Annotated in this window: 23 protein-coding genes and 1 riboswitch; of the genes, 4 read left to right on the top strand and 19 right to left on the bottom strand. The window is 65.7% G+C overall.

Annotation, left to right across the window (positions count from 1 at the left end; all coding sequences use genetic code 11):
• Nucleotides 1-471: 471 nt before the first annotated feature.
• Nucleotides 472-1833 carry an amidase gene (locus VIQ49_RS09840; protein WP_331883846.1) on the bottom strand — a complete coding sequence of 454 codons (1362 nt, stop codon included), beginning with the start codon at nt 1831-1833 and terminating at the stop codon, nt 472-474.
• Between the two features lie 10 nt (nt 1834-1843).
• Nucleotides 1844-2419 carry a hypoxanthine phosphoribosyltransferase gene (gene hpt, locus VIQ49_RS09845; protein ID WP_331883949.1) on the bottom strand — a complete coding sequence of 192 codons (576 nt, stop codon included), beginning with the start codon at nt 2417-2419 and terminating at the stop codon, nt 1844-1846.
• 291 nt (nt 2420-2710) lie between these two features.
• On the opposite strand from hpt, the gene VIQ49_RS09850 reads away from it, so the two are divergent.
• On the top strand, nt 2711-3337 hold the full coding sequence (locus VIQ49_RS09850) for an ammonium transporter (RefSeq protein WP_331883849.1): 627 nt from the start codon (nt 2711-2713) through the stop codon (nt 3335-3337).
• A gap of 9 nt (nt 3338-3346) precedes the next feature.
• On the opposite strand, the gene tilS is transcribed toward VIQ49_RS09850, so the two are convergent.
• From tilS to dacB, 3 genes are read right to left on the bottom strand one after another with little or no spacing between them, the layout of a single operon-like run.
• Nucleotides 3347-4315: a tRNA lysidine(34) synthetase TilS gene (gene tilS / locus VIQ49_RS09855; protein WP_331883851.1), complete on the bottom strand. Its 969-nt coding sequence runs from the start codon at nt 4313-4315 to the stop codon at nt 3347-3349.
• A complete protein-coding gene (locus tag VIQ49_RS09860; protein WP_331883853.1) occupies nt 4294-5310 on the bottom strand; it encodes a zinc-dependent metalloprotease in 1017 nt (338 codons plus the stop codon). Before VIQ49_RS09860 ends, tilS begins: the two co-directional genes overlap by 22 nt.
• Nucleotides 5307-6617, bottom strand: coding sequence for a D-alanyl-D-alanine carboxypeptidase/D-alanyl-D-alanine endopeptidase (gene dacB / locus VIQ49_RS09865; protein WP_414731612.1), 1311 nt, complete (start codon nt 6615-6617; stop codon nt 5307-5309). The genes VIQ49_RS09860 and dacB overlap by 4 nt, the downstream gene beginning before the upstream one ends.
• 189 nt (nt 6618-6806) lie before the next feature.
• On the opposite strand from dacB, the gene VIQ49_RS09870 reads away from it, so the two are divergent.
• Entirely contained in the window at nt 6807-7319 is a 513-nt protein-coding gene (locus VIQ49_RS09870; protein ID WP_331883856.1) for an inorganic diphosphatase, read from the top strand.
• Between the two features lie 63 nt (nt 7320-7382).
• Here the strand turns inward: VIQ49_RS09870 and VIQ49_RS09875 are convergent, their stop codons facing one another.
• Complete coding sequence (locus VIQ49_RS09875) at nt 7383-7859, bottom strand: MarR family winged helix-turn-helix transcriptional regulator (protein ID WP_331883859.1); 477 nt, start codon at nt 7857-7859, stop codon at nt 7383-7385.
• Nucleotides 7860-8020: 161 nt separating this feature from the next.
• On the opposite strand from VIQ49_RS09875, the gene alc reads away from it, so the two are divergent.
• Nucleotides 8021-9046, top strand: coding sequence for an allantoicase (alc, locus tag VIQ49_RS09880; RefSeq protein ID WP_414731608.1), 1026 nt, complete (start codon nt 8021-8023; stop codon nt 9044-9046).
• Nucleotides 9047-9082: 36 nt separating this feature from the next.
• On the opposite strand, the gene VIQ49_RS09885 is transcribed toward alc, so the two are convergent.
• From VIQ49_RS09885 to VIQ49_RS09910, 6 genes are all read right to left on the bottom strand, one after another.
• Nucleotides 9083-9577 (bottom strand): hypothetical protein, encoded by a 495-nt coding sequence (locus tag VIQ49_RS09885; protein ID WP_331883862.1) that lies wholly within the window; start codon nt 9575-9577, stop codon nt 9083-9085.
• The gene (locus VIQ49_RS09890) at nt 9574-10389 is read right to left on the bottom strand and encodes an aminotransferase class V-fold PLP-dependent enzyme (protein ID WP_331883865.1); all 816 of its coding nucleotides are present in this window, start codon (nt 10387-10389) and stop codon (nt 9574-9576) included. The genes VIQ49_RS09885 and VIQ49_RS09890 overlap by 4 nt, the downstream gene beginning before the upstream one ends.
• Nucleotides 10390-10418: 29 nt before the next feature.
• Nucleotides 10419-10534: riboswitch (SAM riboswitch) on the bottom strand.
• Between the two features lie 67 nt (nt 10535-10601).
• Nucleotides 10602-11201 (bottom strand): DedA family protein, encoded by a 600-nt coding sequence (locus VIQ49_RS09895; protein WP_331883867.1) that lies wholly within the window; start codon nt 11199-11201, stop codon nt 10602-10604.
• Between the two features lie 96 nt (nt 11202-11297).
• Nucleotides 11298-12506 (bottom strand): O-succinylhomoserine sulfhydrylase, encoded by a 1209-nt coding sequence (locus VIQ49_RS09900; RefSeq protein WP_331883869.1) that lies wholly within the window; start codon nt 12504-12506, stop codon nt 11298-11300.
• A 37-nt stretch (nt 12507-12543) separates the two neighbouring features.
• Entirely contained in the window at nt 12544-12957 is a 414-nt protein-coding gene (locus VIQ49_RS09905) for a rhodanese-like domain-containing protein (RefSeq protein WP_331883871.1), read from the bottom strand.
• Nucleotides 12954-13457: a hypothetical protein gene (locus VIQ49_RS09910; protein ID WP_331883874.1), complete on the bottom strand. Its 504-nt coding sequence runs from the start codon at nt 13455-13457 to the stop codon at nt 12954-12956. The genes VIQ49_RS09905 and VIQ49_RS09910 overlap by 4 nt, the downstream gene beginning before the upstream one ends.
• A 214-nt stretch (nt 13458-13671) precedes the next feature.
• Here VIQ49_RS09910 and VIQ49_RS09915 point away from each other — a divergent pair, with 214 nt between their 5' ends.
• A complete protein-coding gene (locus tag VIQ49_RS09915) occupies nt 13672-15060 on the top strand; it encodes an FAD-dependent oxidoreductase (protein WP_331883876.1) in 1389 nt (462 codons plus the stop codon).
• A gap of 90 nt (nt 15061-15150) precedes the next feature.
• Here the strand turns inward: VIQ49_RS09915 and VIQ49_RS09920 are convergent, their stop codons facing one another.
• The 7 genes from VIQ49_RS09920 to VIQ49_RS09950 all read right to left on the bottom strand — a co-directional run bounded on the left by VIQ49_RS09920 (nt 15151) and on the right by VIQ49_RS09950 (nt 22189).
• Nucleotides 15151-15573, bottom strand: a complete 423-nt coding sequence (locus VIQ49_RS09920; protein ID WP_331883878.1) for a hypothetical protein — start codon at nt 15571-15573, stop codon at nt 15151-15153.
• A 147-nt stretch (nt 15574-15720) separates the two neighbouring features.
• Nucleotides 15721-16200, bottom strand: coding sequence for a DUF456 domain-containing protein (locus VIQ49_RS09925; protein ID WP_331883880.1), 480 nt, complete (start codon nt 16198-16200; stop codon nt 15721-15723).
• Nucleotides 16201-16212: 12 nt separating this feature from the next.
• The gene (purT, locus tag VIQ49_RS09930; protein ID WP_414731613.1) at nt 16213-17646 is read right to left on the bottom strand and encodes a formate-dependent phosphoribosylglycinamide formyltransferase; all 1434 of its coding nucleotides are present in this window, start codon (nt 17644-17646) and stop codon (nt 16213-16215) included.
• A gap of 174 nt (nt 17647-17820) precedes the next feature.
• The gene (locus tag VIQ49_RS09935) at nt 17821-18147 is read right to left on the bottom strand and encodes a UBP-type zinc finger domain-containing protein (protein WP_414731614.1); all 327 of its coding nucleotides are present in this window, start codon (nt 18145-18147) and stop codon (nt 17821-17823) included.
• Nucleotides 18148-18196: 49 nt separating this feature from the next.
• Nucleotides 18197-19774: an adenylate/guanylate cyclase domain-containing protein gene (locus VIQ49_RS09940; RefSeq protein WP_331883885.1), complete on the bottom strand. Its 1578-nt coding sequence runs from the start codon at nt 19772-19774 to the stop codon at nt 18197-18199.
• A gap of 118 nt (nt 19775-19892) precedes the next feature.
• Nucleotides 19893-20561, bottom strand: coding sequence for a response regulator (locus VIQ49_RS09945; RefSeq protein WP_331883888.1), 669 nt, complete (start codon nt 20559-20561; stop codon nt 19893-19895).
• Nucleotides 20558-22189 (bottom strand): sensor histidine kinase, encoded by a 1632-nt coding sequence (locus VIQ49_RS09950; RefSeq protein ID WP_331883890.1) that lies wholly within the window; start codon nt 22187-22189, stop codon nt 20558-20560. Before VIQ49_RS09950 ends, VIQ49_RS09945 begins: the two co-directional genes overlap by 4 nt.
• Between the last annotated feature and the right edge of the window lie 65 nt (nt 22190-22254).

Here is a 22254-nt window from a genome sequence, read left to right on the forward strand (position 1 = left end):
GACCGCGCTCACACGGAGTGACTTCACCGGTACGCCGCGTACGGTCCATGACCAGAAAAGAGCCGGCCGTGGTGAACGGCGAAGCACCCGGATCACAGGGCGTGGGCCCGAAGGTCTCGCCTGTCGACAGATCCAGCGAGTCGTCAAGACACTGCCCGGTGCCGCGAGGCCCAAGGTCGCGAGTCGTCGTGTCGAAAATCTCCGTGCCATGGTGGCCAAATCCCAATAGGCGGAGCGCCACAGACAAACGTGATCACCGCTGCGATCAGCAGGACATAATCAACGAACGCATCTGGCCGGCAATCGCCTTCCGGCTGAACAGCTTTGCCGTGGATTCGACCTACGGGACCACCGATCCCCGTCCGCGCCGCAACGCGACGTTGTCCCCCATCGATCCCCGCCCCCGGTTTCACAGTGTCCCGTGACATGGGACGCACGGAGGGCGCGGGCGTTTCCGGTGAGTTCTCCGGCTCAGAAGCCGGGTGCGACTCGCTGCCAGGGGCGGGCGGCCTCGATCTGAGCAGCCAGCGTCAGCAGCAGGGCCTCAGACCCGGGACGGCCGGCGAAATGCACGGCCAAGGGAGTACGGGTCACCGGGTGAACACCGAACGGGACCGACATCGCCGGCCATCCCAGCATGTTGAACAGTCCGCAGAACGGCGCATAGTTGACGTTGGCCCACATGTTCGCCGCCCATCCCCTGGCACTCCACTCCTTGGCCGGCGGCGGTGACGTCGCCAGTGCGGGGGTCAGGAGTACGTCGGCCTTGTTGCGGTCGAGGTACGCGAGCACTTTTCGTTCGATCTTGCCGACCTGCTTGTCGTCGACCAGATCGAAGCGGGTGACGGTGCGGCCCAGTGAAGTGTGAACTTTGCTGCGCCGCTGCAGCTTTCCCAGATCTCCACCGGATGCCGCGACGTCGTCGGCATCGGCAGCCGCACCGGCCAGCCATCGCATCAGCAGCGGCGCGGGATTGGCGGGATACGGCAGGTCCGCGTGAGGCACGTGGTGCCCCAGCCCGGCCAGCAGGGAACTGCAACTCGCCTGCGCCTGCGCCCAATGCTGGTCGGTTTTGCCGACGGCCAGCGGAAAGTTTTCTGCCACAACAATTCCCAGCGGGCCCGGATCGGTCGAGAGACCCGCCTGGGCAAGATCCGGTGCGGCGGCCATGACCGACAGCATGAGTGCGGCATCGCCGACCGTGGTGGCCAGTGGTCCGTTCTCGGCCATACCGAACCAGCCGTTGCCACCCATCTCCGACGGCACCACACCGCGGCCCGGCTTGAAGCCGAACAGCCCGCAGTCGGCCGCCGGGATCCGGATCGACCCCAGCCCGTCGTTGCCGTGGGCGATGTCGACCTGGCCGCTCGCGACCGCCGCCCCGGCTCCACCCGACGAACCACCGGGGGTTCGCTTGGTATTCCACGGATTTCGCGTCACCGTGTCTTGATTGTCGGTGGTCCCCCACAAGCACAATTCCGGTACCGCCGTGGTCCCGACAACAATTGCCCCGGCCGCCCGCAGCCTCCGAACGACGGTGTGATTTCCCAGCTGAGGCGCCCGGCTGGTGGCCTGCGATCCGATCGTCATGATCTCGCCGGCGATCGGGATGTTGTCCTTGATGGCCACCGGAACACCGGCCAGTGGCAGGTCCGCGAGTTGGGGGTGGGCGGTCAGGACTTCGGCTTCGGCGACCGCCCGGTCGGCCCGGACTGCGACAAATGCACCCAGTTCCGGGTCCCGCTCGGAAATGCGGGCCAGCGCCGCACGGGTGACCTCGACTGGGTCAAGCCGTCCCGCGCGTACTCCGGCGGCGGTCTGGACTGCAGTCATCGATCACCTTTTAGTCTGTGTAGACGGACGGATTCAATCGGCCGACGTAGGGCAGGTCGCGGTACCGCTCGGCGTAGTCGAGACCGTAACCGACAACGAACTCGTTCGGGATGTCGAAACCGACATCGGCCACCGGCACATCAACCCGTACGGCGTCGGGTTTGCGCAGCAGTGTGCAGACCTCCAGCGACCGCGGATGGCGGGTCCGGAGGTTCTTGATCAACCACGACAGGGTCAGACCCGAATCGATGATGTCTTCGACGATCACCACGTCGCGATCATTGATGTCGCGGTCGAGATCTTTGAGGATGCGCACCACACCCGACGACGACGTCGACGAACCGTACGAACTCACCGCCATGAACTCGAGTTGCGAGGGGATCGGGAGCGCCCGGGCGAAGTCGGTCATGAACATGACCGCACCTTTGAGGACCCCGACGAGAACGAGATCGTCGGGAGCGTCGCGATATCGCGAGGCAACACTCTGGGCCAGTTCGACGATCCGCTCCTGGATCTGCTCCTCGGTGACCACTACCGCTTCGATGTCATTGCCATATGGATCGCGCTGCGTCGTCACAAACAACATCATGCCTCAAACGCCGCGGTGGCAATTGCACGGGGCGAACAATCCGCCCGTGCACAACGTGTACACCGAACGAATGAACTTCACGATCATAAAGTTTTCGCGATCTCAGTTTGCTTTACTGGCTAGATCCACGAACCGCTTCGATTTTCACGGTTACGGGAACGGTCGGCCAAAAGTCGGACACCCATTCGATCAATCGGACACCCTTTCGATTCAATCGAAATCGGAGACGTGGACGCATCGTTCACCTTTCGGGTGACTTTTGTCACCCGCCGATCCCAGGACGTACCCATGAAACGCAGAAATGGATTGATCGCACTTTGTGCAGCAGCGGTGACCGCAGCCGGGTTCATCACGGCAATTCCGGCAAATGCCGCACCCACACCTACCGACATCAGCTACGAAGCCGAGATCGTGGACAACAGCAAGATCGTCTTCACCACCGATATAGGTTCACTCCGCACCAATGACGATGAGCTCGAGATCGTCGATTCCGCCGGCAACGTGGCCGCCACCGTTCCCCTTTTCTTCAATCTCGACGACCTGCAATTCCCGATTGCAACAGAGGTCGACGGGCGCACCGCCACCCTCACCCCGGTGGTGGACCGGTCCGCTGCGACACCTGTCGCGGCGCCCACCAGCAGAGAAGAACGTGACATGCAGGCGCTGGAGACACTGGGGACCTACGTATCGGTCTCCGTGGCGATCGGCGGGCTGGTCGGCACCATCATCGGCGCCGGGATCGGTTGTGTGGCCGGGCTACCGGCGGCAGGAGTCGGCTGTCTCCCGGGCGCCGTCACCGGTGCCGGTATCGGCGGCGTCCTCGGCACCATTGCCGTCGGCGGACCCACCCTGATCGGTGCCGCCATCAATTACTTCAACACGATCAATTCGCCGTTCGTGCCGCCGAAATCCTGATCAGGCCTCTCAGCGGTCGCGGTGCTCGATCACAAGTCGGGCGCCGCGTCGCGCGACCTGAGTCCGGAACGCGGGTTGCCCACCGATCGCGACAGCACCTTGCCCGTGCCAGCCCGTGATCAGTGCATCCACCGCCCGGACAACGGTTTCGGTGGGTTCGGTGGCCCCGTTGGCAAGAAGCCAGCGGCGTAGCAGTCGCAGCCTGATCGCCCCTGGCAACACCTCGAGGTCGCGGCATTCGGCGGTGTCGCCCGCGACCACTGCCGAATGGTCGTCGACCATGCCTTCCAGCACGTCCACATCGAACTGGAGGTGCCGCGCGGTGCGGGCCAGCGCCTCGGCGACGCCACCGGAGAGCACCTCCTCCAGCAGTGGCATCACCTCACGCCGCAACCGGACGCGGGTGAACCGCGGGTCCTCGTTGTGCGGATCGTCGTACGGCGTCACATCGAGTTCGGCACAGGCGGCCACCGTCGTCGCACGTCGCACACCGAGGAGGGGGCGCGCGAACGGCGGTGCCCACGGCCGCATCCCGGCCACCGACCGGGCTCCCGAACCACGCGCGAACCCCAATAGAACGGTTTCGGCCTGGTCGTCGAGTGTGTGCCCGAGGAAAACGGGCCGGTCAGCGCGGTGCGCCTCGAACGCGGTGTATCGCGCGCGGCGGGCCGCGGCTTCCGGACCACCACCACCGGTGACGTCCACGGCGACGATCACCGGCTCCGCACCCAGCATCTCGGCCACCGCGGCCGCCTTGTCGGCCACGTCAGCCGAACCGGCCTGCAGACGGTGGTCGACGATCAGTGCCCGCACGTCGAGCCCGGCCCGCACCGCGGCCGCGGTCAGCGCCGTCGAATCGGGACCGCCGGAGAGCCCGACGCAGACCGGTGGACCGGTCAGGTGCTCTTCGGCGAAAGCCTTTACCGCCCTGACGATCTCGGAGACCGCACCGGAGGTCACAACACGCGGTCGATCCACGCCCGCGGGGCCTGGATCTCGGCGGGCAGCGGCATCGTCTCCGGTCCGGTCCAGATCGTGTTGAAACGCGTCATGCCGACCGTGTCGACCACCTCGTCCACAAACGCCTTGCCCCGCGTGTACTGCGCGATCTTGGCGTCCATTCCCATCAGCGCGCGCAGCAACCGTTGCACGGGGTTCTGGGGCCTGGCGCGACGCTTGTCGAACGCGGCACGAATACGGTCGACGGTCGGCACCTTCGCCGGGCCCACCGCATCCATCACGTGGTCGGCGTGCCCTTCGAGCAGCGTGCCGAGCATCATCATCCGGTTGAATGCCTCGTACTGCTCGGGCGACTGGAGCAGTTGCATCGCACCCACGATGCCCTTCTCACGCGGCAGGTCGCTGCGCAGCGACGCAGTGATCCGACCCACCATCTCACCGGTCGACTCGGTGTCCTCCGCCGTGAGCGCCTCGACGTTCGATTGCATGTATCCGCGCAGCCACGGGTTCGCCGAGAACTGCACCCGATGGGTCACCTCATGCAGGCAGACCCACAGGCGGAAGTCCGCCGGCACCACCCGCAACCCACGTTCGACCGCAATGATGTTGGGCGTCACCAACATCAGCACGCCGTCGTGGCCACTGGCCGGGTCCGGCGTGAACGGGTCGTACTGACCCAGGATCGCACCCGAGAGCAGTGCCAGCAGTCCGCCGGCCTGCACACCCGCGATCCGTCCGGTGATCCCGGGTGCTCCATCGGATTCGCCCGGGTCGAGCATCGCCGACATGGACAGCGCCGCTGCCTCGATCCACTCACCACGGTCGAGGACCCTGGCAGCGGGCACCGGAAGTCCGTCGGCCAGACCGGTGATCTCCCGCACCGGGGCCTCCGAAGCCACCGCTGCTGCCGCGAGTTCCTTGCGGGCGGCCTCGGTGGTGTACGCGGTGGTCAACGGACCCGGCCGGGCGACCTTCTTGCCCACCGTGGCCGCGAGGTTCCAGTCGATACTCATCGGCAACCGCACTCCCGAAGGGCCACAGCCACCTCGTCGAGCGCGGGCCTGGCCTCCGTCGGACCGGTTCCGTTGGACATCAAGGCAAAACTCAGCACGCGACCTTCTCTCGTCTGCACAACACCGGCCAACGCACTGGCGACCGTCAAAGTTCCGGTCTTTGCACGAATCCATCCGGCGCCGTCTGAGTTCTCGAGAACAAAACGCTCCGCAAGGGTTCCGGTGGCGCCCGCCACCGGCAGCATGTCCAGGATCGGCCGCAGTTTCGGCTGGGCCGTCCCCGCACCGGCGACCAGCACCTTGTCGAGCAATCCGGCCGATACCCCGTTGCCTTCCGACAATCCGCTGACGTCCTCAAAAGCAGTGCCGTTCATGTTGAAGCCGTTGTCACTCAAAACTTTTCGGACCGCGTCGATCCCGCCGGCCAGTGTCGGCCGTCCACCGATGGCCTTGGCGATCTCGATGGACACGGTCTCGGCGAGCACGTTGTCGCTCGCGCGCATCATGTCTCCGAGCCGGGTCACCAGCGGCGCAGAGGTGACCGAGGCGACCACGGCGCCACCGGCAGGCACTGTTCCGGAGGTGACGGGGCTGTCGACGCCGAGTGCAGCGGCCAACGCCGACCCGGCTGCCAACGCCGGTGTCGCGGTGCGCGGTGAGTCGATCTCCAAGGGCTCGACCCGTCCGGAATCGGCGATGAGCGCTTCGATCGGCGTGATGTTGCCGGCGGCGATCTCGACCGGATCCCAACTCGTCGCCATGGTCGGCCCGTTGAAGGCGCTGGTGTCGACCGCCACCGAGGTGACGTCGATGCCGGCCCTCTTGATCTGATCGGCCAGCGCGGCGATCCGCGGTGCGTCGGTGAAGAACGTTTCCTCGCCCTCCGGCTGTACGGACAGTGTCGGGTCTCCGGCACCCACCAGGATCACCTGTCCACCGGTACCGGCAACCACCGTGGTGGTGATCCGCTGATCGTGTGGCAACGCGAGCAGTGCGGCCGACGCCGTGAGGATCTTGATCGTCGATGCCGGCACCATCTGCTGATTCGGGGTCTGCGACCACAGCGTCTGTCCGGTGATCGCGTCGGAGACCTCACCCGACAAGTCGCCCAGACCAGGATTCGAGAGTGCTTCGGCGAGACCGGCGGTGATCCCGGCCGTCGTCGGCAGCGGCGCATCGACTGCCACCGGGTTGATCTGGGGGATCAGCGACACCGGCGATGGCTGCGCGGATGCACCTGCGGGAAGACTGTTGTGCCGCTCGTCAACCCGCAATGCGATGACCAGCACGATCGCTGCCACGATGATGAGGACTGCGACAGGAAGTAGCGTCCACAGGAGCCCCTTGCGTCTTCGCGAACTGCCTGGCACCAAATACCTCCGGTCGAAGTTCTTGCCGCTCGCGGCGGGCCCGAGTCTCCACAGTATCGTTGAGTCGATTTGCTGACCGGCTAGCCAGAACACATTCAGTGGGCAAGAACATACGAGGAGTACAACGTGGACTTCGACGTCACGATTGAGATCCCCAAGGGACAACGCAACAAGTACGAAGTGGACCACGAGTCGGGGAAGATCTACCTCGACCGGTACCTGTACACATCGATGGGTTATCCCGCCGACTACGGCTACATCGACAACACACTCGGCGAGGACGGCGACCCCTTGGACGCCATGGTCCTGCTCCCCGAGTCCGTCTACCCCGGCGTGATCGTCCGAGCTCGGATCATCGGCATGTTCCGCATGACCGATGAGGCCGGCGGCGACGACAAGCTGCTCGCGGTGCCCGCCGGAGACGTCCGCTGGGACCACATCCAGGACATCGGCGATGTCTCGGACTTCGAGCTCGGAGCGATCGCCCACTTCTTCGAGCACTACAAGGACCTCGAGCCCGGCAAGGACGTTCAGGCCGGCGGCTGGACCGGTCGGGTCGAGGCCGAGAAGGTGGCCCAGGAAGCGATCGAACGCCTGGCCGAACATCCCGACGAGGTCAACGAGCCCTCGCGCGGCTGATCCCCGGCATGAGAAAGGCCCGACCCGCCCCTGTGAGGTCGGGCCTTTTTCGTCGGTGCGGGCTCAGCCCTGGGTGCTTTCCGCAGGCACGTTGTACTCGGTGAGGCTGCGTTCGGCGGCGACGACGTAGCGGCCGAGCAGCCTGGTCAATGTGTCCAAATCGCTGTCGTCCCAGTCCGACAGCATCTTCACCAGCTCTGTCGAGCGGCGGGTCTTGAGTTCGGCCACCCGTTCGGCCCCTGACTCGGTGACCACGAGAATCGTCGCGCGACCGTCACTCGGGTCGGCTTCGCGGCGGACGTATCCGAGTTTGACCAGATGGGCCACGTGGCGGCTGATCGTCGATGGGTCGCTGAAGAGTGCATCGGCGAGTTCTCCGGAGCGCGCCGGAGCCTCGTTCAGGCGGAACAAGCAGTGATACGCCGCGGTTTCGACGACTTTGTCGGCGGTTCGCCACTTGGTGACCGCCAATCGGTCACGGATCCGCAGGTGCCTCGCAAGGACCTCGATGAGGTCCGAAATCTGATCGTCTCGCGACATCGTCTCCGACTTGATCCTTCCCGAGTTCAACGAGTTTCGGCGTACAACTAGTTGGTACGTGAAAGTATGGCCCGCGCCACAGCGCTTCCGCAACATCGGTCCGAAGAAGATCGGTGTAGCCAAGTCGCCCTCCGCCGGCCCGACCACTAGCCTCAGATGTCGTGACTCCTTCGCCGCCGAACTCGCGCCCCCACTTCACTTCGATGCCCGACCTCGCTCTACGCGCCCTCGGCGGAGCCGTCCTGTGGACCAACGACGACCTGTTCGCAGAGTCGGAGAACCTCATCAAGACACCCGACGCCGAATATCAGCCCGCGACGTTCGGGCACAAGGGCCAGGTCTACGACGGCTGGGAAACCCGGCGTCGCCGTGAAGCGGGTGTCGACCAGGCGATCATCCGCCTCGGCGTTCCCGGCGTCATCTACGGCGTGGTGGTCGACACGTCCTGGTTTGTCGGCAACTACCCGCCTTACATCTCGGTGGAAGCTGCTGCGGCCGAAGGCATTCCGACCACGGATGACCTTCTCCAGAACACCAAGTGGCAGACGATCGTCGACCGCGTCCCGGTCAACGGCGACACCCGCAACCCGTTCCGGGTGGATTCCAAAGAACGCTTCACCCACGTCCGCCTCTCGATCCATCCCGATGGCGGGGTGGCCCGGTTCCGGGTGCACGGTCGCGGCACCCCCGACCCGAAGTTCTTGTCGTACGGCCACTTCGACCTCGCCGCACTCGAGAACGGCGGCTTGATCACCGCCTGCTCCAACATGTTCTACGGCTCGCCGAACAACCTCCTGATGCCCGGCCGAGCCCGCACGATGGGTGAGGGCTGGGAGACCTCACGCCGCCGAGACGACGGAAACGACTGGGTGCAGGTGAAATTGGCCGGCGAGTCGACGATCGGTCTCGCCGAACTCGACACCAGCTACTTCCTCGGCAATGCGCCGGGGTCGGCGATGATCCGCGGCCGAGACGGCGACGACGGTGAGTGGTTCGAGGTCTTGAAACGGACGGCGCTGCAACCCGATACCCGCCACCGGTTCCTGGTGGAGGCCGACCGCCCGATGACCGAGGCGCGCCTCGACATCTACCCGGATGGTGGCATGGCCCGGCTACGGCTGTACGGATCGTTGACGGAGAAGGCCCGCGCAGAGATCATCGATCGCTGGGAGAACGGCGAGAGCTGACGCCGCTCGCCAGGCTCCCTCGTGGGGCGTGGTGAATCAGGCTGCGGCGGCCCGCTGCAGCAGCCCGGGCAGCACCTTGTCTGCGATGAGCCGGGCCGAACCCGAGCCCTGCCCCCGATCGAGTGGCCGCAGGATGACTGCGTCGGCGACCTCCGCGGCGTAGACGTCGAGAATCAATGTGAGCAGACCATTGGCGGTCCCCACGTAGCGCACGGTGTCACCGAACCGCGACTCTCCCAGGCGGATGAGCTCGGCGCGCGCGGCGGCCGCGTCCTCGGCGATCACGACATCGATCTCCAGCGCCACTACCAGGTCGGCGGGGTCATCGCCCAAGGCCTGCCAGCCCGCCCGCAGCGCAGCACGTTCTTTGATGCCACCCCGCAGTTCCGGCTGACGGATCCGGCGAACCACCGAACTCCGGGCCTCGGCGGGACGGGGCCCGCTCCAGGCGAGGGGATGTTCGTCACCATCGATGGCAACCTGCAACTCGGGACGAGTTCTGGGTGTGTGGGGACGGCGGTCTTCGGTCATGACTTCTCCTGCTCAAGAACGTTCTCTGCGAGTGAGTTCAGTTGCCGGGCGAGATCCTCGATGCCGGTTGCGGCATCCCAGCGAACGGCCACGGGCTCGGAATGGCCCGCGACGGCCAGTGAGGCGATTCCCACGCGGTCGCGGGCATCGGTCCACAGCTGTAGCCGGCGGATACCGGGAAACCGACCGATTTCGTCGTCAAGCCAATCGGACAACGCCTGCTCATGGAGCCCGGCCCATTCATAGCCGTGCTCCGGGATCAGGTCTCGGGCCAGCGGCAGGGCGGTGCCGCCGTGGGTGGGGTCGCGGGTGTCCGCGAGCCAGTCGGCACGACCGACGACCACGGCAGGTCCGGCCACCGATGATCCGGCTACTGACGGCCCGGACCACACCAGGTAGTCGATGCCGTGGCTGGTGAGGTTCACCGCGCGCCGGGCGAGGATCTCGCTCGCGTCGACCAGGATCCGTCCACCGCGCCGGTGCGCGATCGCTGCCAACGCGGCCAATGGCAGCACTTCGCCGGTGGCCTTCGCGACTGCGGGCACGATCAGGAGTGCGGCCGGCCGTCGTTCGAGTTCACTGTCCACGGCGGCCAGCGTGGTCGACAGATCGATCTGAGCCGGCACCACACGGCGGGCACCGGACGCGAGGTCGGCGGTCAGATCAAGAGTCAGGACGTCACCGGGCGCTGCATCGGAGACCAGCGCGACGGCTTCGGCGAGGTCGGATACCGGCAGAACCCGGTCGGTCGGGCGGGCCTTCACAATTCGGGCGATCTCTACCCTGAAATCGCTGGTGGAGGAACTCGTCACCCGCCATCCCTTCGATCAGGACTCCGGGGAGTCCGCGCTTGCCGCCGTCTGAACAGACCGCAGCCAGGTTGTCACCCGGAGCACCCCGCCGCGAGAGGAGGGTTGCCGGTCAGCAAGCCGGGGCTTGTCGCTGACACTCATCACCATCAACAACATTGCCGCCCCGCTGATTTCCATGTCAATCGAGCGGCCCATTAAACGCGGCGTGAATGTTATTCCGCGCTGGCAGCGGTGTTTTGTGATCCGCTCCGGTTCCGCCACCAATGAAATGCGAAGTAGCCGAGCATCACGACACCGGCACCGACGGCCAGGTAGAACAGCAGGTTCGCACCGACCGTCTCACCGAGCGCATAGCCGGTCACACACACGACGATCACCCAGACGACACCGCCGACGACGTTCGCGAACAGGTACTGCCGGGTCGGCATCTGGCTCATCCCGGCCACAAACGGGGTCACCGTGCGGACATATCCGATCCAGCGCGCTCCGACCACCGTCGCGATGCCACCATCTCGGATGAGCGCCTCGGCGCGGGCCCAGCGTTGCTCCCCGACCCAGCCACCGAGCCGCGATCCGGTGATGCGGTCACCGGACCGGCGCCCGAACCAGTAGCCGGTCCAGTCCCCCAGAACGGCCGCCACGCAGGCACCGACGATGAGCCATCCGATGTTGGTGTCACCGATCGCCGCCGCCACCGAACCGGCCAGCATCACCGTCTCACCGGGCAGTATCAGCCCGAGCAACAACGCGGCCTCGCCATAGACGACTCCGAACACGACGAGATATATCGCCCACGGTGGTGTCGACTGCACAATCGAGATGACCCAATCGGCCAGAGAATGAAGGATGTGCGCTCCGATCTCCCGTGCCCGGCGACCGTTCGGCGGCGCGCCGTTCGCGATGCCGGGTCAGAGGGCCTGATCCAGATCTTTCAACAGATCGTCGACGCCTTCTAGTCCCACCGAGATGCGAACCAGTGAATCGGACAAACCGATCGCCGCCCGCCCTTCGGGGCCCATCGCGCGATGCGTCGTCGTGGCAGGGTGTGTGATCAGCGACTTCGAGTCGCCGAGGTTGTTCGAAATGTCGACGATCTTCAGTCCGTCGAGCAATTCGAAGGCACGCGCCTTGCCGGAGACCGGACCATTGTCGGCGAGTTCGAAGGTCACCACGGTGCCGCCACCCGACATCTGCTTCTTCGCCAGGTCATGTTGCGGATGCGATCCGAGGAACGGGTACCGCACCGCGGCCACCCGCGGGTCGGCCTCCAGGAACTCGGCGATGCGCAGGGCCGAGGCCGTCGAATGGTCCACCCGAAGGCGCATCGTCTCGAGGCCCTTGAGCAACGTCCAGGCATTGAAGGGGCTCAGCGCGGGGCCGGTGTGGCGCATCAGCGTCTGCACCGGACCGTCGATGTACTCCTTGGTGCCCAGTACCGCCCCGCCCATCACGCGGCCCTGACCGTCGATGTGCTTGGTGCCCGAGTACACGATCACGTCGGCGCCGAGTTCGAGACCGCTCTGGAGCAGGGGGGTGGCGAAGACGTTGTCCAGCACCACCTTTGCGCCGGCTGCGTGGGCGAGCTCGCACACGCGTTCCACGTCGACCAGGGTCTGCATCGGGTTGGACGGGGTCTCGAAGAACACCGCGTCGGTCGGCTTCGACAAGGCCTGTTCCCACTGCTGCAGGTCTTCACCGTCGACGAAGACGGTCTCGATACCCCAGCGCGGAAGGATCTCGTTGCACACCACAAAGCACGAACCGAACAGGCTGCGTGCCGCCACCAGCCGGTCACCGGCCTTGAGCAGGGCGCCGAGCGCCACGAACACTGCCGCCATGCCACTCGCCGTGGCGAAGCACGCCTCAGCGCCCTCGAGCTGACGGAGTCGCTCCTGGAACATGGCCACGGTCGGGTTGCCGTAGCGGGAGTAGACGAATCGTTCGTCCTCACCGGTGAACGCGCGCTCGGCCGCGGCCGCAGACGAGTAGACGTACCCCGAGGTCAGGTACATCGCTTCGGAGGTCTCCTCGAAGCCGGACCGCATGAGCCCCCCGCGCACGGCGAGGGTGTCGGGCGAAAGCCCCTCGGGCAGGTTGGCGTTCAACTGATCCTCCATAGCGCGGTGTCGGCCTTGATCGAGAATGTGGCGTTGGTCACGATTGGCGCCATGGGAGGCCGGTTGCCTTCCATCCGACTACACCGCGATGCCCTGCGGGGTCGATGGCGCCTTCGAATCCGTCGAGAACGTTGTAGGCCTTGGCGACCCCATCAGCGGTCGCGGCCTCGGCGGCCCCGATCGAGCGATGACCGGAGCGACACAGGAAGACCACTTGCTGGTCGTCCGCGACCCCCGCCGCGCGCAGTTCGCCGACGAAGTCGGAGTTGCGGGCACCGTCGGGAAAACTGACCCACTCGACGAAGACCGTCTTCTTGGCAAGACCCGACAGGTCCGGCACGCCCACGTAACTCCACTCGGCCTGCGTCCGACAGTCCACCAGCACCGACGTCGGATCCTCGGTGAGGATCTTCCAGGCCTCTTCTGGGGTCAGGTCGCCTGCGTATGTCATGCGCAAACCTTCCAATTGCCGTCCTCGTTGACGAGAACAATAGGGGTGATCTTGGTTTCGCTCTTGTGTTCCCGGAACCAGTGGACGTTGGCCGTTGCTCGATCGCCGTTGACGACGGTCTCCGAGATGTTGCTCACCTCGATCTTGCCGTCAGCGTCACGCGCGTCCCGGTTCTCGTTGGTGAACGCTTCCTGGGTTGGGAAGTCGGCGGAATTCAGCTCGGCGGAACAGAAGACGGCGCGGTAGCTCGTGTAGTTGATCGCGTTCTGCGCCGTGTAGTAGTCGTTGACGACGCGGGTCACCTTCGCCTGGTCCGTCAGGCGTTCCTCAGCCGGTCGGAGTACCTGCATGAGAACGATCGCGATCAGGACAACCACCATGATCGTGGCAGCCACGAGGAACGGCCAGATCGTCCGTCGCTCGTCGTCGAAAACTTCTGGTTCCGTCTTTTTGCCCCCCACCGACCGCGCGCGGCCGGCTCCGGAGTCACTTCCTGCCATGGCCGCGAGCTTAACGCCCGTATTTGCCCGAGCTGCCACCAGCGTGAGACGGTGGGCGAGATATTTGGGCAGCCAAACCTTACTTGACTGCCCGTTAAACCGCCGTTTTTGGTTCCGGCCAGGTCCAGCGCCTACCGTGGGGTGAAAGTAGCCACACCAGGTCGCGTCAGTGACGTCCGCCTGGACTATCCGCACGAGAAAGCAACTGCGACTCATGAGCGATCAGAACCGCCCGCTTCGCGTGGCCATCATCGGTGCCGGCCCCGCCGGTATCTATGCCGCCGACGCATTGATGAAGTCGGACAAAGCCAAAGACCGTGGTGTCTCGATCGACCTGTTCGAGCGGATGCCGGCCCCATTCGGCCTGATCCGATACGGCGTGGCCCCCGACCATCCGCGGATCAAGGGCATCATCAACGCCTTGCACAAGGTCCTCGACAAGCCCCAGATCCGGTTGATCGGCAACGTCAACTACGGCAGCGACATCGCGCTCGAAGATCTGCAGTCGATGTACGACGCCGTGATCTTCTCCACCGGCGCCACCGACGACCGGGTCATGCAGATCCCCGGCATCGAGCTGGACGGTTCCTACGGCGCCGCACAGTTCGTCGCCTGGTACGACGGACACCCCGATTTCCCGCGCACCTGGCCGCTGGAAGCGGAGAAGGTCGCCGTCATCGGCGTCGGCAACGTCGCCCTCGACGTCGCACGCGTGCTCGCCAAGACCGGCGACGAACTCCTACCCACCGAGATCCCGGCCAACGTCTACGAAGGCCTCAAGGCCAACAAGGCACTCGAAGTCCACGTCTTCGGACGCCGCGGCCCCGCACAGGCCAAGTTCACCCCGCTCGAACTCAAAGAACTCGACCACTCCCCGACGATCGACGTGATCGTCAACCCCGAGGACATCGACTACGACGAGGGCTCCACGGTCGCGCGGCGGTCGTCAAAGATCACCGACCAGGTCGCCACGATCATCGAGCAGTACGCGATCCGCGACCCCAAGGGCCGCCCACACAAGCTGTTCCTGCACTTCTTCGAGTCCCCCACCGAGATCCTCGGCGAAGACGGCAAAGTCGTCGGCCTGCGGACCGAACGGACCGAACTCGACGGCACCGGCAACGTCAAGGGCACCGGCACCTTCACCGACTGGGAACTCGGCGCGGTCTACCGGGCCGTGGGTTACCTGTCGGACAACCTCCCGCAGATCCCGTTCGACGACCAGGCCGGGGTCATCCCCAACGAGGCCGGCCGAATCTTCGACCAGGGCTCACACATGACCGGCATGTACACCACCGGCTGGATCAAACGCGGCCCCGTCGGCCTCATCGGCCACACCAAGGGCGATGCCAACGAGACCGTCGACTGCCTGCTCGACGACATGCACGAAGGCAAGCTCCTCGATCCGGCCGAGCCGGGCGAGGACGCCATCGTGAAATACCTCGACGCCAAGAGCGTCGCCTACACCACCTGGGACGGCTGGTACCGCCTCGACGAGCACGAACGCGCACTCGGAGCCGCCGAAGGTCGTGAGCGCGTCAAAGTCGTCGAACGCGACGAGATGTTCGCCGCCTCCGAGCCCCACAAGGTCGAAAAGGGCTGAGGCCCCCAACCCAAAATTCGCTCCACCTGCTCGCGTGTGCTCCTGTTGCGACAGGAGCGAACGCCGGGAGGTGGAGCGAATTTGGTGGTGCTAGTTGTCGCGACGCTGGACGTTGGCCCAGTAGCCGATGTTGTTCTGCAAGGGATCGATGTTGCTGGAGATGGTGTAGCCCGAGATCGAGCTCGGGAAGCAGCCGAACCATTTGGTCTCGATGCGGAGTGTTTCGTTCTTCTTGAGTTTCGGCGTGAACTTCTGCGCGCCGTTGAACTCCTGCAGGGTCACGTTCGGGAAATCGGCACCGTAGGCCTTGACCTCCATCCAGCGAACCATGTACCACGAGTTGACCCACGGGTCACCAGGCTTGCCGAACGAGCAGTACACGCCGCCGGTCAGATCTAGATCGACCGCACCCACGGGGGCAGCCTGCGCCGGGGCGGTGGCGATGGCACTGCCGGCGGCGATGCCGACAGCTGCAGCTGCGGCGACGGCAGCGCGAATCAACTTCTGCTTCATCTCTTCACTCCTTTGGTGGACCACGTTGAGGTGGCTTTTGATGTTCATCGGCGATGCCAGCCTGAGCGTTAGCCAAGAATTCACTGAGAGCGACGTTACAGGGCAGTCGTTATCATTTCGTTATAAAGGCTCGTACCGGCGGACCCACTAGTAGACGAACGCGGCGCCGAGCCACAGCGACGCCGCGAACAGCGCGCCGGCGAGTTCGATGATCATCGCCAGCCCGGCGGCCTTGGTGGCTGCCACCGCGCCATTCCAACCACCTCGTAAGTCCTTGCAACGCCACCATTCCGCCAGGAATGCGCCGAGGACGAACCCGATGACGAGGCCGACAACCGGGACGACGAAGAATCCGACTATCCCGAGGAGCCCGCCCGCGATCACCGTGCGGCCGGGCACACCGGAATCCTTCATCGACTTGTTTGCGACCAGATACTTGACGATCGCGGCTGCGCCGAGGAAGCCGGCGGCGATCGCGAACACCAGCCAGGCGGTGCCGCCGACCACAAACGCCCACACCGCGATGGCGCCGAGGATCAGGATCAGTCCGGGCAGAACCGGCACCACCACACCGCAGAGCCCGATGAAGATGATCGCAGCAACAACGAGCTCACCCGTCAACGGCACCCGAAGACTCCGCTACCGCTTGTCGTCGGACGCAGAAGACGGCTTACCCAGCCCGACGGGCGCGCGCTGCGCCGCAGACGGAGGCGGTGGTGATTGGGATGACTGGGATTGGGGAGCCTGGGGAGCTGGGGCCTGGGGTGGAGGCGGCGGTGATTGGGGCCGCGCCGCGGCCGGTGGACGCCGTGTGATTCGGGTCTGGGCCGCGTCGTTCGGGGCGGTATCCGGCTCCGGCGACTGCACCTGCGCGGGAGGATCCGACGCCGGAACCGAGCGGACGGTACTGACCGGACGAACCATGCGCGCCGCCGCCGTGGCCCGCTGCCGGGCGGTGGCGACGTCGTCGGCAGTGGCGATCACCACGCCCATCCGGCGCCTGGCGAAACTCTCCGGCTTGCCGAACAAGCGGATATCGGTTTCCGGAACGGCAAGCGCGGCAGCAACATTCTCGAATGCGATTGCCGGTTCATCCAACCCGCCGTAGATCACCGCGGAGGCTCCCGGCGAGGCCAGTGTGACATCGACAGGCAGTCCCAGGATGGCCCGCGCGTGCATCTCGAACTCCGAAAGCCGCTGTGTACCAATGGTGACCAGGCCGGTGTCGTGCGGGCGCGGACTGACCTCGGAGAAATAGACGTCGTCGTCCTTGATGAACATCTCGACCCCGAAGATGCCGCGGCCACCGAGGTAGCCGTCGCCGAGAGCCGCCGCGATCCGGGCGGCCACCGAGGTGGCACCGCCGAGTGCGGACTCGCTCATCGGTTGCGGCTGCCATGATTCGACGTAGTCGCCCTGTTGTTGCCGGTGCCCGATCGGAGCGCAGAAGTATGTGCCCAACTTGCCCGTCGCCGGATCCACGGCACGGACGGTGAGAAGAGTGATCTCGTAGTCGAAGTCGACAAACCCCTCGACGATGACCCGGCCGCCTTTCACCCGGCCGCCTACGACCGCGTAGTCCCAGGCCCGGTCGATCTCGTCGGGGCCGCGAACCACGCTCTGCCCCTTGCCCGACGACGACATCACCGGCTTCACGACGCAGGGGTATCCGACCCGGGCGGTGGCAGCACGGATCTCATCGGCAGAGTCGGCAAAGGCGTAGGGCGAAGTGGGTAGGCCGAGTCGCTCGTCGGCGAGGCGGCGGATGCCCTCACGATTCATCGTCAGCGCGGTCGCCCGCGCCGTGGGGATGACCTCCGTGGATCCTTCCTCGTGGATCTCGACGAGCACCTCGGTCGCGATTGCCTCGATCTCGGGTACGACAAAGTCGGGACGCTCGGCCTCGATCACCCCGCGCAGCGCGACCGGGTCGGTCATGTCGATGACATGGGAACGATGCGCGACCTGGTGGCCGGGCGCATCGGGGTAACGATCCACCGCAATCACTTCGACACCGAGTCGCTGGAACGCGATGACAACTTCCTTGCCCAACTCGCCTGCGCCGAGGAGCATCACCGTGGTGGCACCGGGTGTCAGCGGCGTGCCAATGCGCTGCGGTACCGAATTGATGACGACGCCGAATTCCGAATTGCTGTTGGTCACGTGTTCAAGGCTAACCCCTGCGGGTCCGCTGATTGCACAAGGAAACCCTGGTCCGAGCGGATCAGGTCGATCACTGCGGCGGATTCAGGCCATCTGGGCATGTATATAGCACCAGCGCCAGCTCTCACCGGGCTCCGCCGAGCGGATGACGGGATGCCCTGTCACCTCGAAATGCCTGCTCGCGTGGCGGCGCGGGCTCGTGTCGCAGCAGGCAACATGACCGCAGGTCAGGCATCTGCGCAGCGCCGCCGGATGGCGCACCCCCTCGGCAGCGCAGTCCTCGCAGCCGGCGACCGCCTCGTCACCCGAGGTCTCTGACACCGGATCCTGGCCCGGATCGAGGGGTGCCTGCGCCAACTCCGGGCACCGCGCCGGTTCCATCACGTCCTCGGGCTTGACGAGCCGGTGCATCGCCGACCGGTGGATCGGCTTCATCGCCCGCTTCCCCTCGTTCACCTCATCACCTCATCACCGGTGAGGTGTGGTGATCAGTGTCGACCGCCGCGACATAGATCTCGGTTCTCTCCGAACGGCCGCGCAGCAGAACCGATTCGACACGCGACCAATGCCCGGCCTCCGAGTCGGTGGCCGATGAGATCGCCCGGCCGGAGGCCACCGGCCGGCTCGGATCCTGCTTGGCGAACTCGCTCAGACGTGCCGACTCGTTGACGGCATCGCCGATGACCGTGTACTCGAATCTCTGTATGGCCCCGACATTTCCGGCCACCACCGATCCGTACGCCACACCGATCCCGGCGGAGAGCTCGGGGATCTCACCGGCCAACCGCACCGAGATCTCGCGCGCGGTGGACAGTGCCGCGCTCGCCGGGTCATCCAGTTCCAGTGGCGCACCGAACGCCGCGAGCACCGCGTCACCCTGAAACTTGTTGACCAGACCGGAATGCGATTCAACCGCCGAGACGACCACCGCGAAGAACTTGTTCAGCAATGCCACGACCTCATCGGGCGGTCGCGATGCCGCGATCGCGGTGGAACCGATGACATCGACGAACACGATGCCCACGAACCGCTCGGCGCCACCGAGTTCGGGATTCTGGGCCAGCGCCGCTTCGGCGACGTCCCGGCCGACGTGCCTGCCGAACAGGTCTCGCATCCGTTCGCGCTCTTCGAGTCCGGTGACCATCAGGTTGAAACCCCGTTGCAGGTCACCCAATTCGGTTCCGTCGTAGACCACCACCCGGACGTCGTTGTCGCCGGCACTGACCCGGGTCATCGCCTGGCGGACTGATCCGACGGGCGCCTTGATCGCACTGATGCTGAGGTAGTTGAGCAGGAATCCGGTGAACAGGCCGATCACCCCGAGCACGGTCACGGCGACGAACACATCGGTCTTGGTGGTGGTGTCCCGCAGGACCGAGAAGAAGGCGACCAGCATCGTCCCGACAATCGGGATACCCGATCCGAGAACCCAACTCAACATGACCCGGGTCCGCAGTCCGCTGCGCCGTTTGATGCCCGGATAACCCGCCTCCAGCGCCTGAGCCGCCACCGGGCGTAGCGCGAACTCGACGAGCAGGTACGAGATTGCGGAAACCACCGCGCCGGAAAGTCCGACCACAAGCGCGATCTTCGGGATGAGCTCGGGGTCCGGGATGCCGTAGCAGAGGGTGAAGAACACACCTGCGATGAACCACAACATCAACTGCATCCGCGTCAGGACCCACGGCGCCCGCAACGCCCACCGTGCCTCGTCCGGCGTGGGCTGCTCATCACGGAGCGCCCACCGCAGATGCCGCAGCACCCGAGCCGTCCCGAATGCCCAGCCGAAGCAGAACGCGAAGGCCACATACACCGGAACGGCAATGTAATTGACCCACCACAGCTCAGGTTGGAGGACACTCGGTTCGGGTATCCCGACCACCACCAGCAGGATCGCGATCCCGGCACCGATCGCGTTGGCGGTCAGGACCGACACCGTGATCAGCAATTGGATCCGGATGCGCTGGCGGCGGGGGGTCTCGGTTGCCGAGCCCAGCAACACCGAACCGAAATCCGACTCCTGCCCTGGAAACCTCACCCGTCACCCCCTCCCGATCCACCGACACCCGATTCACCGACACCCGCAATCTACCTGCGCAACCAGGTGCGCTACGCCCCCGCCACGACTCCCGAACAAGTCCGGGGTCAGGTCGAGTTCAGGAATGCCGGCGGTACTCCTGCTTCGGCCGGCCGGTCGCCCCGTATCGCAGACGCATCGTCAGTTTCCCAGATGCCACCAGGTTGGCGAGGTGCCGTCGGGCGGTGGGCGGCGAGATGCCGACGGCGGCCGACACCTCATCGGCGAACATCGACGTGTCCGTGTCGGCGAAGGTCCGCAGGATCAACTCCTCTGTCCGAGAACCGGTTTCGATGATCTCCCGCGACGCCCGGCCGAAACGGAGCGCGCCGAGCGCCGCGTCGACGGCTTCCTGCTCGAGGGTCGGCTCGGCGAGAATCCGGCGGTACTGCAGGTACGCGGAGAGTCGGCGCGCCAGCTCGGTGTTGTCGAAAGGCTTGATCAGGTACGTCAGCGCGCCCATCCGCAGCGCCCGGCGGACCGCTCCGCCGTCGGTTTCCGCGCTGAGCACAAAGGCATCGCAATCGATCCGGGCCAGCAGGTCGAGGCCGAAGCCGTCCGGGAGGTGGACATCGATCAGCGCCAGCGAGATGTTCGGATGATCCGAGATCGCCGCCATGGCCTGCGCGATGCTGCCGGCGCGGGCCACCACGGCGAGCCCACCGACGGCGTCGACAACACCCGCGTGCAGGGCCGCGACGCGGAAGTCGTCGTCGACGATCAGCACCTCGAGTGGTGGCGAACTCATGGCGCCGCCCCTTCGAGCATGTGCGGGAGCCGGGCCAGGAAGACGGCACCGCCGAGCCGATTGTCGGCCGAGACGCCGCCGCCTCGGTCCACCAGCGAGAGGTCACCGCCCGATTGCCAGGCGAGCAGCCTGGACAACGCCAGGCCCATCCCCCGGCCGCCGGGGACCGTCCGGTCGTCGTGGGTGGTGACGCCTTCGATGAACACCTGCTGTGGATCGTCGAACGCTACGCCCCGGCCCGAGTCGGCGACGGTCACCAGGAGTGTCTCGTCCTCGCTGATCAACTCCACGCACACCTGGGCTTCCGGCAGTCCGGCAACTGCCTCGATCGCGTTGTCGATGAGATTGCCGACGATGGTCGTGACCACCACGGGTTCGACCAGTATGCCTTGAAGGTAGGTCTGCTCGTCCAACGTCAATAGCACGCCGCGTTCACGCGCGACGGCGGCTTTGGCATCGATGAAGGCACGCAGATGAGGTTCTCCGATGTTCTCGATCCCGGGGATCTCCATGCCGTACGGCCCGGTGCCCATCACCTCGTCGAGGTAGTCTAGTGCGTTCGCACTGTCGCCTTGTCGCAGCAACCCCGCGATCAGGTGCATCTGATTGGCGGACTCGTGACGCGAGGCCCGCAGGGCGTCGCTCATGGCCTTGATCGAGTCGACCTGGCGGGTCAGCGATTCGACGTCGGTGCGGTCGACCACCGACAGCACCATTCCGAGGTCGCGGTTGTCGCGGCGGACCGGATGTGAGCTGACCAGGACGATGCGGTCGCCGACGGTGGCCGATCGCGGGTCGGACACCGGCGTTCGCGCGACTTCCAAAACCCTCGCGGTCAAGCCGATTTCGTCGACCTTCGCACCGACGTCAGCGGTGATGGCCAGCAGTTCGCGGGCTCTGTCGTTGATCACCCGGACCACGGAATCACCGTCGATCGCGACCACACCTTCGGAGATCGAGTGCAGCACCGCGCCTTGCTCCCGGACGAGTTCGGCCAGCTGATCGGGTTCCAGACCCAACGTCAGTCGACGCCAGCGCCTGGCCAGCAACATCGAACCGATCGCCCCCACGAACAGCGCACCGGCGGCGATACCCGCAAGCGCCAGCAGGTCCCGCCTGACGTCCTCGCGAACCTGCTCGGTCGAGATGCCGACGCTGACGAGCCCGACCACCCGGTCGCCGTCGAGCGAATACACCGGCACCTTCGCGCGAACCGACTCGCCCAGGGTGCCACTGTCGGTGGCGAGGTCCTCGTCGCCGCTCAGCGCCTCCGACGGATCGGTGCTGAGGGGTTTGCCCAGTTCGTCGGGATCGGGGTGGGCCAGACGCAGCCCCTCGTCGTTGCCGATCACAACAAACAGTGCCCCGGTGCGTTCGGCGACCTCGGCGGCCTGCCGTTGCAGGGCGCCGGCTTCCAACTCCGACCGGACTGGCGCACCTCCCAGGCCCTCGACCTCGGCCTGCACCTGATCGTCCGTTGCAACCGATCGGGCGATCGCGAGGGCGCGTTGGGCGTACTCATCCCGAAGCCGGCTCGTACTGCCGGAGATCACCAACCCGAATCCCAGGCCGAGGCTGACGGCGAGGACCACCATCTGCAGGAGGAGCACCTGGCTGCGTAGCCGCATCTCGTCAGCCTAGTGTCGCGAGTCGAAAGTCTCTTGCGAGTATCCGGTGGAGCGATTGCGCTCTG

It is taken from the genome of Williamsia sp., assembly GCF_036566845.1.
Taxonomy (GTDB): domain Bacteria; phylum Actinomycetota; class Actinomycetes; order Mycobacteriales; family Mycobacteriaceae; genus Williamsia.

Bases quoted from the DNA above. Each gene is read 5' to 3' on its own strand.
- VIQ49_RS09840 (WP_331883846.1), bottom strand. From the start codon at position 1,833: ATGACTGCAGTCCAGACCGCCGCCGGAGTACGCGCGGGACGGCTTGAC.
- hpt (WP_331883949.1), bottom strand. From the start codon at position 2,419: ATGTTGTTTGTGACGACGCAGCGCGATCCATATGGCAATGACATCGAA.
- VIQ49_RS09850 (WP_331883849.1), top strand. From the start codon at position 2,711: ATGAAACGCAGAAATGGATTGATCGCACTTTGTGCAGCAGCGGTGACC.
- VIQ49_RS09860 (WP_331883853.1), bottom strand. From the start codon at position 5,310: ATGAGTATCGACTGGAACCTCGCGGCCACGGTGGGCAAGAAGGTCGCC.
- VIQ49_RS09875 (WP_331883859.1), bottom strand. From the start codon at position 7,859: ATGTCGCGAGACGATCAGATTTCGGACCTCATCGAGGTCCTTGCGAGG.
- VIQ49_RS09885 (WP_331883862.1), bottom strand. From the start codon at position 9,577: ATGACCGAAGACCGCCGTCCCCACACACCCAGAACTCGTCCCGAGTTG.
- VIQ49_RS09900 (WP_331883869.1), bottom strand. From the start codon at position 12,506: ATGGAGGATCAGTTGAACGCCAACCTGCCCGAGGGGCTTTCGCCCGAC.
- VIQ49_RS09905 (WP_331883871.1), bottom strand. From the start codon at position 12,957: ATGACATACGCAGGCGACCTGACCCCAGAAGAGGCCTGGAAGATCCTC.
- VIQ49_RS09910 (WP_331883874.1), bottom strand. From the start codon at position 13,457: ATGGCAGGAAGTGACTCCGGAGCCGGCCGCGCGCGGTCGGTGGGGGGC.
- VIQ49_RS09915 (WP_331883876.1), top strand. From the start codon at position 13,672: ATGAGCGATCAGAACCGCCCGCTTCGCGTGGCCATCATCGGTGCCGGC.
- VIQ49_RS09920 (WP_331883878.1), bottom strand. From the start codon at position 15,573: ATGAAGCAGAAGTTGATTCGCGCTGCCGTCGCCGCAGCTGCAGCTGTC.
- purT (WP_414731613.1), bottom strand. From the start codon at position 17,646: ATGCTCCTCGGCGCAGGCGAGTTGGGCAAGGAAGTTGTCATCGCGTTC.
- VIQ49_RS09935 (WP_414731614.1), bottom strand. From the start codon at position 18,147: ATGCACCGGCTCGTCAAGCCCGAGGACGTGATGGAACCGGCGCGGTGC.
- VIQ49_RS09945 (WP_331883888.1), bottom strand. From the start codon at position 20,561: ATGAGTTCGCCACCACTCGAGGTGCTGATCGTCGACGACGACTTCCGC.
- VIQ49_RS09950 (WP_331883890.1), bottom strand. From the start codon at position 22,189: ATGCGGCTACGCAGCCAGGTGCTCCTCCTGCAGATGGTGGTCCTCGCC.